Source organism: Frigoribacterium sp. Leaf44, assembly GCF_001421865.1.
Taxonomy (GTDB): Bacteria; Actinomycetota; Actinomycetes; order Actinomycetales; family Microbacteriaceae; genus Frigoribacterium.
The window spans coordinates 112,914-126,659 of record NZ_LMLG01000005.1 but is presented as its reverse complement, the minus strand read 5'-3'; the positions used below and the strand labels follow the sequence as shown (position 1 = coordinate 126,659).

The 13,746-nt window shown below is 70.3% G+C and carries 13 protein-coding genes and 1 tRNA gene; 6 read left to right on the top strand and 8 right to left on the bottom strand.

What is annotated here, in order from left to right:
• Positions 1-37 precede the first annotated feature (37 nt).
• The 3 genes from ASE87_RS07880 to serS form a co-directional block, all read right to left on the bottom strand.
• Positions 38-125: transfer RNA gene (locus ASE87_RS07880), tRNA-Ser, on the bottom strand.
• A gap of 118 nt (positions 126-243) precedes the next feature.
• A complete protein-coding gene (locus tag ASE87_RS07875; protein ID WP_200925453.1) occupies positions 244-1,098 on the bottom strand; it encodes an HAD family hydrolase in 855 nt (284 codons plus the stop codon).
• Positions 1,095-2,360, bottom strand: coding sequence for a serine--tRNA ligase (gene serS / locus ASE87_RS07870; RefSeq protein ID WP_056227386.1), 1,266 nt, complete (start codon positions 2,358-2,360; stop codon positions 1,095-1,097). Before serS ends, ASE87_RS07875 begins: the two co-directional genes overlap by 4 nt.
• Before the next feature lie 98 nt (positions 2,361-2,458).
• On the opposite strand from serS, the gene ASE87_RS07865 reads away from it, so the two are divergent.
• The gene (locus tag ASE87_RS07865) at positions 2,459-3,484 is read left to right on the top strand and encodes a diacylglycerol kinase family protein (protein ID WP_056227383.1); all 1,026 of its coding nucleotides are present in this window, start codon (positions 2,459-2,461) and stop codon (positions 3,482-3,484) included.
• 34 nt (positions 3,485-3,518) lie between these two features.
• Here ASE87_RS07865 and pheA read toward each other — a convergent pair whose 3' ends face one another.
• Positions 3,519-4,472, bottom strand: a complete 954-nt coding sequence (gene pheA / locus ASE87_RS07860) for a prephenate dehydratase (RefSeq protein ID WP_043593582.1) — start codon at positions 4,470-4,472, stop codon at positions 3,519-3,521.
• Positions 4,473-4,541: 69 nt separating this feature from the next.
• Here pheA and pgm point away from each other — a divergent pair, with 69 nt between their 5' ends.
• Entirely contained in the window at positions 4,542-6,161 is a 1,620-nt protein-coding gene (gene pgm / locus ASE87_RS07855) for a phosphoglucomutase (alpha-D-glucose-1,6-bisphosphate-dependent) (protein ID WP_043593580.1), read from the top strand.
• A gap of 135 nt (positions 6,162-6,296) precedes the next feature.
• Here pgm and ASE87_RS07850 read toward each other — a convergent pair whose 3' ends face one another.
• Positions 6,297-7,106: a M15 family metallopeptidase gene (locus ASE87_RS07850; protein WP_056227380.1), complete on the bottom strand. Its 810-nt coding sequence runs from the start codon at positions 7,104-7,106 to the stop codon at positions 6,297-6,299.
• Between the two features lie 149 nt (positions 7,107-7,255).
• Here ASE87_RS07850 and ASE87_RS07845 point away from each other — a divergent pair, with 149 nt between their 5' ends.
• The 3 genes from ASE87_RS07845 to ASE87_RS16060 all read left to right on the top strand — a co-directional run bounded on the left by ASE87_RS07845 (position 7,256) and on the right by ASE87_RS16060 (position 10,410).
• A complete protein-coding gene (locus tag ASE87_RS07845) occupies positions 7,256-9,085 on the top strand; it encodes an MDR family MFS transporter (protein ID WP_235472242.1) in 1,830 nt (609 codons plus the stop codon).
• A gap of 398 nt (positions 9,086-9,483) precedes the next feature.
• Entirely contained in the window at positions 9,484-10,086 is a 603-nt protein-coding gene (locus ASE87_RS07840) for a MarR family winged helix-turn-helix transcriptional regulator (RefSeq protein ID WP_082452482.1), read from the top strand.
• 150 nt (positions 10,087-10,236) lie between these two features.
• Positions 10,237-10,410 (top strand): hypothetical protein, encoded by a 174-nt coding sequence (locus tag ASE87_RS16060; RefSeq protein WP_156155460.1) that lies wholly within the window; start codon positions 10,237-10,239, stop codon positions 10,408-10,410.
• Positions 10,411-10,524: 114 nt separating this feature from the next.
• On the opposite strand, the gene ASE87_RS07835 is transcribed toward ASE87_RS16060, so the two are convergent.
• Positions 10,525-11,385 (bottom strand): site-specific DNA-methyltransferase, encoded by an 861-nt coding sequence (locus tag ASE87_RS07835; RefSeq protein ID WP_043593577.1) that lies wholly within the window; start codon positions 11,383-11,385, stop codon positions 10,525-10,527.
• A gap of 71 nt (positions 11,386-11,456) precedes the next feature.
• On the opposite strand from ASE87_RS07835, the gene ASE87_RS07830 reads away from it, so the two are divergent.
• Positions 11,457-11,741 (top strand): GNAT family N-acetyltransferase, encoded by a 285-nt coding sequence (locus ASE87_RS07830; RefSeq protein WP_043593575.1) that lies wholly within the window; start codon positions 11,457-11,459, stop codon positions 11,739-11,741.
• A gap of 70 nt (positions 11,742-11,811) precedes the next feature.
• Here the strand turns inward: ASE87_RS07830 and ASE87_RS07825 are convergent, their stop codons facing one another.
• Positions 11,812-12,861 carry a biotin/lipoate A/B protein ligase family protein gene (locus tag ASE87_RS07825; RefSeq protein WP_056227378.1) on the bottom strand — a complete coding sequence of 350 codons (1,050 nt, stop codon included), beginning with the start codon at positions 12,859-12,861 and terminating at the stop codon, positions 11,812-11,814.
• Between the two features lie 9 nt (positions 12,862-12,870).
• The gene (locus tag ASE87_RS07820; RefSeq protein WP_056227375.1) at positions 12,871-13,746 is read right to left on the bottom strand and encodes an alpha/beta fold hydrolase; all 876 of its coding nucleotides are present in this window, start codon (positions 13,744-13,746) and stop codon (positions 12,871-12,873) included.

Here is a 13,746-nt window from a genome sequence, read left to right as displayed (position 1 = left end):
CGCCCTCCGGGGCGCGGTGCGGAACGCGCGACCCGTCTGGCGGAGGGCGTGGGATTCGAACCCACGAGACATCTCTGCCCACTTGTTTTCAAGACAAGCTCCATCGGCCGCTCGGACAGCCCTCCCGGTGGCCTGACGAGCTACGCCGCCACGATGTGGTCACTGCGCCACGTACAAACGTGACGTCGTGTTCATGTCGTGGCGGGATGCACGCATCGGGCAACCGGGGCCGAGTCTACCGGCTCAGAGCGTCGCGAGCACCTCGGCGAGCCCGTCGTCCAGGTCGCTCGACGTCTGCTCGCTGGCCACGGCCGCGACGTCGTCGGGCGCCTGGCCCATGGCGACCCCGCGCCCCTCGCCGGCGGCCCAGCGCAGCATGTCGATGTCGTTGCGTCCGTCACCTGCGGCCAGCACCTGCGACCGCGGCACGTCGAGCCACTGCCGCACACGCTCGAGGGCGGTGGCCTTCGTGACGCCGTCCGGGGCGATGTCGAGCCAGGCCGTCCAGCCGACGTTGTAGTTGACGTGCTGCAGGCCCATGCGTTCGACGGCCGTGAGGAAGTCCTCGGTGTCGTGGTCGGGCGAGACGACGACCACGCGGGTCGCCGGTCGACCGACGAGGTCGTCGAACTCGACCTTCTCGGCGTTGAGCGCGGCCGCCGCGGCGGGGAACGACCCGCAGTAGCGCAGCAGCCCCTCTTGGTCTTCGACGGCGTAGCCGGCGCCGGCGTCGGCCAGGGCCTCGCGGATGGTCGACAGCACCTGGGTCGGGTCGAATTCTTCGACGTGTACGCGGCGGTACCCCGTGGGGGCAGACTCGTCACGGCCCAGGGTGATCGCGCCGTTCGCGCAGACGACGTAGTCCGAGACGAGGCCGAGGCGCTCCATGACGGGCAAGGTCATCGACACCGACCGCCCGGTCGCGATCATGACCTGGTGGCCCTGGTCGTGGAGGCGCGTGATCTCACCCAGGACGGCCTCGGAGATCGTGCCGTCCTCGGGCATGATCGTGCCGTCGACGTCGAGGGCGACGAGCCACCGGTCGGCGGCGGCCACGGGCTCGTCGTCGGGCCGGGGTGCGGCAGCGCCCTGGCTCATGCGACCGGCTCGATGACCTCGAGGCCGCCGAGGTAGCCTCGCAGCGCCTCGGGCACGACCACCGAGCCGTCGGCCTGCTGATGCGTCTCGAGGATCGCGACGAGCCAACGCGTGGTCGCGAGGGTGCCGTTCAGCGTGGCCACGGGAGCGGTCTTGCCGCTCTCGGTGCGGTAGCGGGTGTCGAGGCGCCGGGCCTGGAAGGTGGTGCAGTTCGACGTGCTGCTGAGCTCACGGTAGGTGCCCTGCGTCGGCACCCAGGCCTCGATGTCGAACTTGCGCGCGGCGCTCGAGCCGAGGTCGCCGGCCGCGACGTCGATGACGCGGTAGGTCAGGCCGAGCGCCTGCAGCATGGCCTCTTGGAAGCCCACGAGCGCGTCGTGCTCGGCCTCGGCCTGGTCGGGGTGGACGTAGCTGAACATCTCGAGCTTGTTGAACTGGTGCACGCGCAGGATGCCCCGGTTGTCCTTGCCGGCGGCCCCGGCCTCGCGGCGGTAGCAGGTCGACCAGCCGGCGTAGCGGATCGGGCCGGCCTCGACGTCGAGGATCTCGTCGGAGTGGTACCCGGCGAGCGCGACCTCGCTCGTGCCGGTCAGGTACAGGTCGTCGGCGGGCAGGTGGTAGACCTCGTCGGCGTGCGACCCCAGGAACCCGGTGCCCGCCATGACCTCGGGGCGGACGAGCGTCGGAGTGATCAGCGGCGTGAAGTCGTTCTTCAGGGCGAGGTCGAGGGCCATGTTCATCAGGCCGAGCTCGAGACGCGCACCGATGCCCCGCAGGAAGTAGAAGCGCGAGCCCGACACCTTCGTGCCGCGTTTGATGTCGATCGCGCCGAGCTTCTCGCCGAGGTCGGCGTGGTCGAGCGGCTCGAAATCGAAGGAGGGGCGGGTGCCGTGCTCACGGAGCGTCACGAAGTTCTCTTCGCCGCCCGAGGGCACGCCGTCGACGATCAGGTTGCCGATGCCGCGCGCGGCCGTGTCGAAGGCCGCATCGGCCTCGTTCGAGGCGACCTGCGCCTCTTTCACGCGGGCGGCGAGCTGCTGCGCCTGCGCGACCAGGGCCTTCTTCTCGTCTTTGGGCGCCTTGGCGACGGTCTTGCCGAAGGCGTTCTGCTCGGCGCGCAGGTCTTCGAAGGCGGCGATCGCCGCGCGGCGGGCCTGGTCAGCCGCCACCGCGTCGTCGACCAGCGACTCGGAGTCGCCCCGGGCCCGCTGGCTCTGCTTGACGAGGTCGGGGGATTCACGAAGCAACTGGGGATCGATCACCCGCCCATCCTAGGCAACGGCACCCGCGCGGCCGACGTTCTGCACAGAGCCTTCGCCATCCCGTTACCTCACGGGGGTGCGTCCAATACGCTCGCCCCATGACCGCCACCTCCCCCTCCCCCGCCGAGCACGCCTCGGCATCCGAGCCCGAGACGGCTCGCCAGACCGCCGCGGTCGTCTACAACCCGATCAAGGTCGACCTCGACGCCATCAAGACGGCCGTCGGGCGCCACGAGTTCTCGAACGGCTGGGCCCCTACGAAGTTCTACGAGACCAGCAAGGAAGACCCGGGCGGCGAGGTGACGAAGCAGGCCCTCGCCGAGGGCGTCGACATGGTGATCGCCGCGGGGGGCGACGGCACGGTGCGTGCCGTGGCCGAGGCCCTGCAGGGCACCGACGCGTCCCTCGCCCTGCTGCCCTCGGGCACGGGCAACCTGTTGGCCCGCAACCTCGAGCTCTCGCTCGACAACCTCGACGACTCGATCGCGACGGCGTTCAGCGGTCGCGACCGTGACATCGACCTCGGCGTCGTCGACGTCGAGCGTGAGGACGGCTCGCGCGAGACCAAGGCGTTCGTCGTCATGGCGGGCGTCGGCCTCGACGCGAAGATGCTCGCGAACACCAACGACGAGCTGAAGAAGCGCGTCGGGTGGCTCGCCTACGTCGACGCCATCGCCCGCGCGCTCCGCGACGACAACAAGATCGACGTCCGGTACGAGCTCGACGACCAGGGCCGCAAGTCGATGCGCGCCCACACGATCATCGTCGGCAACTGCGGCCTGCTGCCCGCCAACATCATGCTGCTGCCCGACGCGGCGATCGACGACGGCATCTTCGACATCGTCGCCCTGCGCCCCGAGGGCTTCTTCGGCTGGGTGCAGATCTGGGTCAAGATCGTGTGGGAGAACGGCGTCATGCGCCGCACCCAGGTCGGCCGCCGCATCCTCGCCGCCAACAGCCGCGAGGTGCGCACCCTGCGCTACAACAAGGGCAAGAAGCTCGTGGTCCGCCTCGACTCCCCCCAGGACTTCGAGATCGACGGCGACTCCGTCGGCAAGGTCGTCGCCCTGCGCGCGGTCGTCGACCCGGGCGGCCTGACCGTCCGCGTGCCGGCCGACGCCTGATCGGCACGGGCGGCCGGCCGAGCGAGGCCGGTCGTCAGCGCAGGCCGCTGATCAACCCGCGCAGCCAGTCGCGAGCCTCGACGAAGGCCTCGTCGTCGTACCGCGGCGAGACCTCGGCCGGGGCACCGTCGGCGCGCGGGTACGACCCGAGGAACATCACGCTCGGGCTGAACCGCTTCAGCCCGAGCAGGGCGTCCGCGACGCGTTCGTCGAGCACGTGCCCCTCGAGGTCGATCACGAACCGGTAGCGCCCGAGGGCGTCGCCGATCGGCCGGGACTGGATCAGGCTGAGGTTGATGCCGCGGGTCGCGAACTGCTCGAGCATGTCGACCAGCGCGCCCGAGCCGTCGGTCGGCAGCTCGACGATCAGGCTGGTCTTGTCGGCGCCGGTCGCGGGAGGCACGGGAACCGTGCGGCTCACCAGCACGAAGCGCGTGACGGCCTGGTCGTTGTCGCCGATGTCGCGGGCGAGCACCTCGAGGTCGTGGTGGTCGGTGATGCCGGGAGGCGCGACCGCGGCGTCCGCGGAGCCCCCGACCCCTCCCTCCTCGAGCAGCGACGCGGCGGCGGCCACGTTCGACGACGCCGGCAGGTGCCCGTGGCCGGGCAGGGCGCGCTCGAGCCAGCGGTGGGTCTGCGCGTAGGCGACCGGGTGCGCGTTGACGACCCGCACCTCCTCGATGCGGGTGCCCGGACGGGCGACGAGCACGAAGTTGACGCGCACCAGGTACTCGCCGACGATGCGGAGGCCCGGCACCGTGGCGAGGGCGTCCTGGGTCGCGCTGACCCCGCCCTCGACGCTGTTCTCGATGGCGATCATCGCGGCCGTGCTGACGCCCGAGACGACGTCGGCCAGGGCCTCGCCGACGTTGTTGACGCTCTTCCAGGTGGCTCCGACGGCCTCGGGCACCTGCTTGAGCGCCGCCTCGGTGAACGTGCCCGCGGGCCCGAGGTAGCTGTAGGTCGTCGAGGAGGCGCGGGTCGGCATGACGAGGAGCCTACTGAGAGCCGCCCGGGCACCGCGACGAAGGTCGTCGCCGGGTGCCAGGATGTCCCCATGACCGACCGTGCCGGAACCCCCGCAGAAGCCAGCGACCTGATCGACCCCGAAGAGGTCACGGCCGCGTACTACGAGCTCGTCCCCGACGTCGGCGAGGTCGAGCAGAAGGTCGTCTTCGGCACCTCGGGCCACCGTGGGTCCTCGCTCGACGCCGCCTTCAACGAGACCCACATCGCCGCCATCACGCAGGCGATCGTCGAGTACCGCGCGGGCCAGGGCATCACCGGCCCGCTGTTCATCGGCCGCGACACGCACATCCTCAGCGGCCCGGCCGAGCGCACCGCGGTCGAGGTGCTCACCGGCAACGACGTGAAGGTGCTGGCCGACGCCGAGGGCGGCTACGTGCCGACGCCCGCGCTGAGCCACGCGATCCTCGTGTACAACAACGACCCGGCCAACACCGACAAGGCCGACGGCATCGTCGTCACCCCCAGTCACAACCCGCCCCGCGACGGCGGCTTCAAGTACAACCCGCCGCACGGCGGACCGGCCGACAGCGACGCCACGAACTGGATCGCGAACCGTGCCAACGAGATCATCGCCGCCGGCAACGTCGACGTGAAGCGTGGCGTCGGCACGCCCGGCCGCCACGACTTCCTGCGCGGCTACGTGGGCGACCTCGTCAACATCATCGACATCGACGCCATCAAGAAGGCCGGCGTGAAGATCGGCGCCGACCCGCTCGGTGGCGCGAGCGTCGAGTACTGGGGTGCGATCCGCGACGTCTACGGCCTCGACCTCACGGTCACGAACCCCGGCGTCGACCCGACCTGGCGCTTCATGACGCTCGACTGGGACGGCAAGATCCGCATGGACCCGTCCAGCCCCTCGGCCATGGCGAGCGTCGTGCACCGCAAGGACGAGTTCGACGTACTCACGGGCAACGACGCCGACGCCGACCGCCACGGCATCGTCACGCCCGACGGCGGCCTGATGAACCCGAACCACTACCTCGCGGTCGCCATCGACTACCTCTACACGCACCGCCCCGAGTGGCGCGACGACGCCGCGATCGGCAAGACCCTCGTGTCGTCGAGCATCATCGACAAGGTCGCCGAGTCGCACGGACGCCGCCTGTGGGAGGTCCCGGTCGGCTTCAAGTGGTTCGTGCCCGGCCTGGTGGACGGCTCGGTCGCGTTCGGTGGCGAAGAGAGCGCCGGCGCGTCGTTCCTGCGCAAGGACGGCACCGTCTGGACGACGGACAAGGACGGCATCCTGCTGGCCCTGCTGGCGAGCGAGATCATCGCCGTCACCGGCAAGACCCCGTCGCAGCTGTACGCCGAGCTCGTCGAGAAGTTCGGCGACCCGGTCTACCAGCGGGTCGACGCGGCGGCGACGAAAGAGCAGAAGACCCGTCTGGGCAAGCTCGACGGCGACGCCATCGAGGCGACCGAACTCGCCGGCGACCGCATCACGGCGAAGCTCAGCAAGGCCCCGGGCAACGACGCGGCCGTCGGCGGCGTCAAGGTCGTCACCGACAAGGCCTGGTTCGCGGCACGCCCGAGCGGCACCGAGGACGTCTACAAGATCTACGCCGAGTCGTTCGAGGGTCCCGAGCACCTCGCCCGCGTCCAGGCCGAGGCCAAGACCATCGTCGACGCCGCGCTGGGCGCCTGACCCGCGCCTCCCGCACCGCCCGACGGGCGTGTTCGTGACGGACGGGCGACTTCGGTCGCCCGTGTCCGACGAACACGCCCGTCGTGCGTTCGCTGGGCCGCGCGGCGGGCGGGCGGCGGCACGCAGGCTGCCGGCTCAGCCGGCGTAGTCGGGGGCGGCGGGGAGGCCGAAGAACTCCTCGAGCGTGGTGACGCCCGTGTCGTGCATCTCGGTGGCGAGCGGAACGCCCACGTACCGGAAGTGCCACGGCTCGAACGTGAAACCGGTCACGGCGACCTTGTCGGCCGGGTAGCGCAGCAAGAACCCGAAGCGCCACGCGTTGGCCGCCAGCCACTGCCCCTGCGGTGTGTCGCCGAAGCAGGCCTGCAGCGCACAGCTGAGCGGCACCGGGCTGATGTCGAGGGCGAGCCCGGTCTGGTGTTCGCTGAAGCCGGGGCGGGCGCTCTGGGCGTCGGCCTGCGCCTGCCCGAGGCGCTGGACCCAGCCGGCGTAGACGCTCACCTGGGTGTCGTACGAGCGGTACGCGCTCTGCACCTGGAACGCCCCGGCCCCCTCGGCCTCGCCCGCCTGGAACATGGCGACGACCGCGGCGGCGGCCTCGGCGCGCAGCGTCGGCGGGTTCTGGTGCGTCACGTCGGGCGTGACGAGGTCGGCGGGCACGTAGTCGACCGGGTCGAGGGGGCGCAGCTTGTCGCTGACCACCCAGAGGCTGGCGGGGTCGTCGACCGACCGGGCCGCCTTGTCGAACGCGGGTGTCGTGGGGGACGTAGGAGGCGCCTCCTCGGTCGGGGTCGGGGTGGGGGTGACCGTCGGCGAGACGGTCGCGGCCGACGTGCTCGGGCTCGGCTCGGGCGCGCCCCCCGAGCACGCGGCCAGCAGGCCCGTCGAGAGGACGACGGCCAGGACGGTGGCCGCGGGGTGCGGCAGGGAGGGGCGGCGTGACATCGCGTCGAGCCTAGTCACGAGCACCGGATCGACACGGACGGACACCACGAGGGACGATTCCTCTTGTTGTCGGATGCTTGCCCGTGAAGTAACTTTGCGTACTGCGCAATTCCTCGTCGCGCCTTCCACTTCCAGACAGAAGAGACACCATGTCGAGCGCCGCCCCAGCCCCCACGACCACGGCCCCCGCCGAGCGCCAGGGCCTGATGACCCACCGCCAGATCCTGTACGTCATCTTCGGCCTGATGGCGGGAATGTTCCTCTCGGCCCTCGACCAGACGATCGTCGGCACCTCGATGCGGACGATCGCCGACGACCTCGACGGGCTCAGCCTGCAGGCCTGGGTGACCACCGCCTACCTGATCGTGTCGACCATCTCGACGCCGATCTACGGCAAGCTCAGCGACATCTTCGGGAGGCGACCGCTCTTCCTGATCGCGATCACGATCTTCTTGCTCGGGTCCGTCGCGGCCGGCTTCTCCGAGAGCATGTACCAGCTCGCCATCTTCCGGGCGATCCAGGGCATGGGCGCCGGTGGCCTCATGGCCCTGCCGCTGACGATCATGGGCGACATCCTGGCCCCGCGTGAGCGCGCGAAGTACCAGGGCTACTTCCTCGCCGTGTTCGGCATCTCGAGCGTCATCGGTCCGCTCGTCGGCGGACTGTTCGCCGGAGCCGACCAGATCCTCTTCGTCACCGGCTGGCGCTGGGTGTTCCTCATCAACGTGCCGATCGGCATCGTGGCGCTGTTCATCGTCGTACGGTTCCTGCACATCCCGGGCCAGAAGCGACGCGAGAACGTGCGCATCGACTGGTTCGGCGCCGCCGCCGTCATCGTGGCCGCCGTGCCCCTGCTGCTGGTGGCCGAGCAGGGCCGCACCTGGGGCTGGAGCTCGCCCGGGGCCTTCGCCTGCTACGTGATCGGAGCGGTCGGCATCGTCGCGTTCGTCGTGATCGAGCGGTCGATGGGCGACGACGCGCTGATCCCGCTCAAGCTGTTCCGCAACCCGACCTTCTCGATGGCGACCGTGCTGGGCGTGCTCGTCGGCTTCGGCATGTTCGGCGCCCTGCTGACGGTGCCGCTGTACCTGCAGCTCGTGAACGGCGCGACGCCGACCGAGAGCGGCTTCCAGATGCTGCCGATGATCGCCGGCCTGATGATCTCGTCGATCGTCGCCGGCCAGCTCATCTCCCGCACGGGCAGGTACAAGATCTTCCCGATCACGGGCACGGCGTTCATGGCCGCCGGGTTCTTCTGGTTCACGAACCTCTCGTTCGACAAGCCGTACTGGTTCATGATGGTCGGCATGCTGCTCGTCGGCCTGGGTCTCGGGCAGCTGATGCAGACCCTGACCATCGCCTCGCAGAACTCGGTCGGCGCCCGCGACATCGGCGTGGCCACGTCGGCGTCGACGTTCTTCCGGCAGATCGGCGGCACGCTCGGCACGGCCGTGCTGTTCTCGGTGCTGTTCAGCCGCATCCCCCAGACCATCGCCGCCGCGTTCGCCGACTCGAGCCTGCAGGGCCGAGCCCAGGCCGCCCTCGCCGACCAGTCCGTGCTGACCGACCCGGCGAACGCCTCGATCCTGAAGCTCTACCAGGCGGCCGGCAACGGTGACACGTCGCAGGTCAGCGGGGCACTCGACGGCAACACGTCGTTCCTCAACACGGCCGACCGACGCCTCGCCGCCCCGTTCCTCGACGGCTTCGCGAACGCGGCGGTGACCGTGTTCTGGGTCGCCCTGGCGGTCGTGCTGGTGGCCTTCGTGCTGAGCTTCTTCCTCAAGGCCACGCCGCTGCGTCAGAAGTCGGCCATCGACGAGGCGGCCGACGACGCGCGAGCCGCCGTGGCCGCCGACGCCGCGCTCTCGGCCCAGGCCGCCGCCGCTCAGACCGGCTCGCTCGTCGCACCCGACACCGGCTCGATCGACGTCGTGCCCGCGGGCCAGCGGCGTGACGACACCCCGCCACGGCCCTGATCGCGCGCCCCTCGGGGAGACCGCCCGGCCTCGGATGCGCCCGAGCTGGTGTCGCGACACGGCAGGTGTCGGGTAGCGTTCCCTGGACGGCACTTCGGTGCCGAACGGTTCGTCCCGCGTCCGGCGTTCCCTGCCCGTGAAGCTCACGCGGGAGGCGAGACGACCGAAGGCCGCACACCCACGGGGTGTGCGGCCTTTCTCCGTCCCGGGACGCCCCACCGGGTCGATCCCCTGCGTGAAGCTCTGGTCGACTCGGGGGACGTCTCTGCCCACGCGAGGCGGACGTGTCGAGCCTAGGACGGCCATGAGCCGCTGCACAGGGGTTGACAACGAGAAAAATCCTGATCAGCATCTTCTTTTCTCTAGACGGTCTAGCAACGTGGGCTAGACTTCACCTCATGCCCGATCAGCACGCCACTGCCGCGCCCTTCGACGCGTCCGGCTATTGGTACAGCAGCAGCACCGAAGAGCGCGGCGTCACGGTGCTGAACACCCTCCGCGCCTACCGCGCCGCCGAGGTCGCGATGCGGGCCCGCACCCGCAAGTCGATGAAGATGAACGACACCGACCTCGCCGCCCTGCGGTTCCTGCTCCGGGCCCAGCGGCTCGGCGACCCCGTCAGCGCGAAAGAACTGGCCGCCCAGCTGAAGATCACCTCGGCCTCGACCTCGGTCCTGATCAACCGTCTCGTCGCGAGCGGGCACATGCTGCGCCACCCTCACCCGTCCGACAAGCGCGGGGTCCTGCTGACCGCCACGGGCGAGTCGAACACCGAGGTGCGCGACACCATGGCGGCGATGCACGCCCGCATGATCTCGACGGCCGAATCGCTCGACGCCGACCAGGCGGCCGTGGTCGTGGGCTTCCTGCAGCGCATGACGGCCGCGATCGAGATCGACGACCACCACGTCGACGGCGATGTGGTCGACCGCGCGGACACGGGCACGGGCAAGGCCACGGGCACGGGCACGGGCACGGGCACGGGCCACCGTTCGTCCTAGCCGTTGAGCGAACAACTGGTGAACTGACTAGATCGACTAACCATCGACGTGACAGTCTGACCGCACGACGCCGATTCACGGCGGTGTCGTGACCGTCCGAAGTCCCACCGTTCCGCCAGGCATCGCAGGGGTGCCGGAGACGAGCCGAACATGACCACGATCGACGTCGCTCGCAGCGACCGCACCACCTCAACCCGCAGCGCCTTCTCCGAGGTGCGCGACACCGCCCGCCGACGAACGCTGGCCGTCATCGCGACGGCTGCCACCGGCGCGAGCGTCAGTCTCGTCGCCGCCCTGCTCCTCGCGCTCGGCGTCATGCGATGACGAGCCCGTCGGGCTTCTCCGCCCAGCAGATGCAGGGTCTCACCCACGAGCAACTGGTGTCGTTCGTCCGCGGGTCGGTGACGACGGCCGTCTCGGCCGCCGACCTGCACGCCGTCAGACCGTCTCGACCTGCGCCGACGGGAGCCGTCTGCGCATGACGGCCACCGCCTCCTCGTTGCTGTCGACGAGCAGGTAACGACGACCGAGGGCATCCGCGACCGCTCCGGTGGTGCCGCTGCCGGCGAAGAAGTCGAGCACCCAGTCGCCCTCGCGGCTCGAGGCCTGCACGATGCGGCGCAGCACGCCCTCGGGCTTCTGCGTCGGGTAACCGGTCTTCTCACGACCCGTCGGCGACACGATGGTGTGCCACCACACGTCGGTCGGCAGTTTGCCCCGGGCGACCTTCTCGGGCGTGACGAGCCCGGGAGCCATGTACGGCTCGCGGTCGACGCTCGTCGAGTCGAAGTGGTACCTCTTGGGGTCTTTCACATAGACCAGGATCGTGTCGTGCTTGGTCGGCCACCGGTTGCGGCTCTTCGCGCCGTAGTCGTAGGCCCAGATGATCTCGTTCAAGAAGCAGTCGCGCCCGAACAGGGCGTCGAGCAGCACCTTCGCGTAGTGCGCCTCGCGGTAGTCGAGGTGCAGGTAGAGCGTGCCGTCGGGCGCGAGCAGCCGCCAGGCCTCGGCCAGGCGCGGCTCGAGGAACGACCAGTAGTCCTCGAAGCGGTCGTCGTAGCCCATCAGATCGCCGCGGATGCGCTCGTACTGCACGCCCTTGAAGCCCGTCACCGAGGTGATCGAGTCCTCGGCGCTGCGCACCGACGTCGTGGACCGGCGCCGCTGCTGGCGCCCCGTGTTGAAGGGAGGGTCGAGGTAGACGATCGTGAAAGCACCGTCGGGCAGGTGCACCGTGACGTCGAGGTTGTCGCCCTGGACCACGAGGCTCGGGGAGGCGGTGGTCCAGTCGAGGGGCATCCGACCATTCTGCTGCCTGCCGGGCACCGACACGTGCCCGACTCCCGGCCGGGGGCGCGTAGCGTGTCGGGATGACCACCGAGGTAGAGAACCGCCCCACGCAGAACCAGTACGCCCTCGTCGAGGACGGCGAGACGATCGGCTTCGCGGCCTACGACGTCGTCGGCCACGAGATCCGCTTCACCCACACCGAGATCGAGCCCAGCCGCCGTTCCGGTGGCCTCGGCGCCCAGCTCGTCCAGGGTGCCCTCGACGACGTGCGCGCGAACACCGACCTGCGCGTCGTGCCGCTCTGCCCGTTCGTGGTCGACTTCGTCGACGACCACGTCGACTACCGCGAGCTGCTCGACCGCTGACCGCGGCCCGGCCGCCGAGGCGGACCCCCGGCAGGAGGCGCGGGTCGCCTCGACGGCGCCCCTCACGTGCTCAGGGCACGCGCGCCAGCCACTCGGGCGTCGCGAACTTCGAGGTGACGAGTTGCTCGGCCTTCTCGAGCTCGGCCTCGGTGACGTGGCCCTCGGTCGCGCCGTAGAGCCCGGTGAAGGTCTGCTTGAGGCGCTCGATGATCTCGGCGCGGGGCAGTCCGGTCTGGCTGCGCAGCGGGTCGACGCGCTTGGCGGCGCTGGTCGTGCCCTTGTCGCTCATCTTCTCGCGGCCGATGCGCAGGACCTGCACCATCTTGTCGCCGTCCATGTCGTACGACATCGTGGCGTGGTGCAGCAGGGCTCCGTTGCCCAGGCGCTTCTGAGCGGCCCCGCCGATCTTGCCCTTGGCGCTCGTGATGTCGTTGAGCGGCTGGTAGAAGGCGTCGATGCCGAGCGACTTGAGGGCGGTGATGACCCACTCGTCGAGGTACGCGTACGAGTCGGCGAAGCTCATGCCCTGCACGAGCTCGCCCGGGGCGTAGAGCGAGTAGGTCACGATCGACTGGGCGTCCATGAACATCGCGCCGCCGCCGCTGATGCGGCGCACCACCTCGAAGCCGTGGGTCGAGGCGGCGTCGAGGTCGACCTCGTTCTTCAACGACTGGAAGCTGCCGATGACCACGGCGGGCTGGTCCCACTCCCAGAAACGGAGGGTGGGCCCGCGGCGGCCCGCTCCGACCTCTTCGGTGAGCACCTGGTCGAGGGCGAGGTGCACGTTGGGCGACACCGGGGCGTCGTGGATGATCTGCCAGTCGTAGTCGCGCCAGTCGGTCGCCTTCGAGAGGCTGCGGCGGACCGCCACGGCGATCGCCTCGGGCGAGAAGCCGAGCAGCACCGCGTCATCCGGCAGCCCCTGCTTGATCGTCGCCGCGATCGTCGCCGCGTCGGACTCGACCGGCAGGCCGTTCACCGCCCGGTCGACGGCGTCGAGCGCCGTGTCGGGCTCGAGGAAGAAGTCACCGGCGAGACGGAACCCGGCGATGCGCCCTTCTCTGACGTCGAGGTCGACGACCACGAGCTTGCCGCCTGGGACCTTGTACTCACCGTGCATGGTCGCAGCCTATGCCTGGTGCCCCACGCGGTCGTCGAGCCAGCGCACCAGGTCGGCCACGACCTCGTCGCGGTTGGTCTCGCGGAACACCTCGTGCCGCGCGCCCTGGTAGACCACGAGCTCGACGTCGCTGAGCCGACTGCGGTTGACGTACGCGTCGGCGAGCTTGCGGGCGCTGGCCTCGCCGCCGAGCGGGTCGTCGTCGCCGACGAGCACGAGCACGGGCAGGTCGCTCGCGAGCCGGGTCGAGGGGCGACCCATCAGCCGCAGCGTGTCGGCCGTGCCGAACAGCTGACGGGCCGTCGCCTGCACCGACAGGGGGTCGGCCGCCATCGCGTCGACCACGGCCTGGTCGCGGCTGAGCCACTCGTAGCCGGTGTCGCCGAGGTGGGCGTGCCGGGCGTTCAGGTCGCCCGCGTTCATGCTGCCGGGCATCCGGTAGGCCGTGCCGCTCAGCACGACGGCGTCGAACCGGTCGGAGCCCTCGTCGACGAGCTTCTGGGCCATCAACGAGCCCCACGAGTGCCCGAGCAGCACGAGCGGCGAGCCGGGGTTCTCGGAACGTGCGATGCCCGTCAACCGGACCACCGCCTCCATCGCCCCGCGCAGCCCGGCCGGGCCGAGCCGGCCGAGCTTCGTGTGGTCGCCGTCCCACTGGCCGAGGCCGGTCTCGCCGTGGCCGAGGTGGTCGTTCGCGTAGACCGTGTAGCCGGCCCGCACGAGGTCCTGCGCGAGGTCGTCGTAGCGCAGGGCGTACTCGCCGAGGCCGTGCGCGATCTGCACCACGGCCTTCGGCGTCGCGGCCTTCCAGACGTAGTAGTGCACGGTCACGCCGTGGGCGTCGGTGAACTCGTAGTCGCCTCGGGCGGCGGAGAAGATGGGCAC

What these genes read in the sequence shown, in the direction of transcription:
- ASE87_RS07875 (WP_200925453.1), bottom strand. Translation starts at nt 1,098, where the DNA reads ATGAGCCAGGGCGCTGCCGCACCCCGGCCCGACGACGAGCCCGTGGCC.
- ASE87_RS07865 (WP_056227383.1), top strand. Translation starts at nt 2,459, where the DNA reads ATGACCGCCACCTCCCCCTCCCCCGCCGAGCACGCCTCGGCATCCGAG.
- pheA (WP_043593582.1), bottom strand. Translation starts at nt 4,472, where the DNA reads ATGCCGACCCGCGCCTCCTCGACGACCTACAGCTACCTCGGGCCCGCG.
- pgm (WP_043593580.1), top strand. Translation starts at nt 4,542, where the DNA reads ATGACCGACCGTGCCGGAACCCCCGCAGAAGCCAGCGACCTGATCGAC.
- ASE87_RS07850 (WP_056227380.1), bottom strand. Translation starts at nt 7,106, where the DNA reads ATGTCACGCCGCCCCTCCCTGCCGCACCCCGCGGCCACCGTCCTGGCC.
- ASE87_RS07845 (WP_235472242.1), top strand. Translation starts at nt 7,256, where the DNA reads ATGTCGAGCGCCGCCCCAGCCCCCACGACCACGGCCCCCGCCGAGCGC.
- ASE87_RS07840 (WP_082452482.1), top strand. Translation starts at nt 9,484, where the DNA reads ATGCCCGATCAGCACGCCACTGCCGCGCCCTTCGACGCGTCCGGCTAT.
- ASE87_RS16060 (WP_156155460.1), top strand. Translation starts at nt 10,237, where the DNA reads ATGACCACGATCGACGTCGCTCGCAGCGACCGCACCACCTCAACCCGC.
- ASE87_RS07835 (WP_043593577.1), bottom strand. Translation starts at nt 11,385, where the DNA reads ATGCCCCTCGACTGGACCACCGCCTCCCCGAGCCTCGTGGTCCAGGGC.
- ASE87_RS07830 (WP_043593575.1), top strand. Translation starts at nt 11,457, where the DNA reads ATGACCACCGAGGTAGAGAACCGCCCCACGCAGAACCAGTACGCCCTC.
- ASE87_RS07825 (WP_056227378.1), bottom strand. Translation starts at nt 12,861, where the DNA reads ATGCACGGTGAGTACAAGGTCCCAGGCGGCAAGCTCGTGGTCGTCGAC.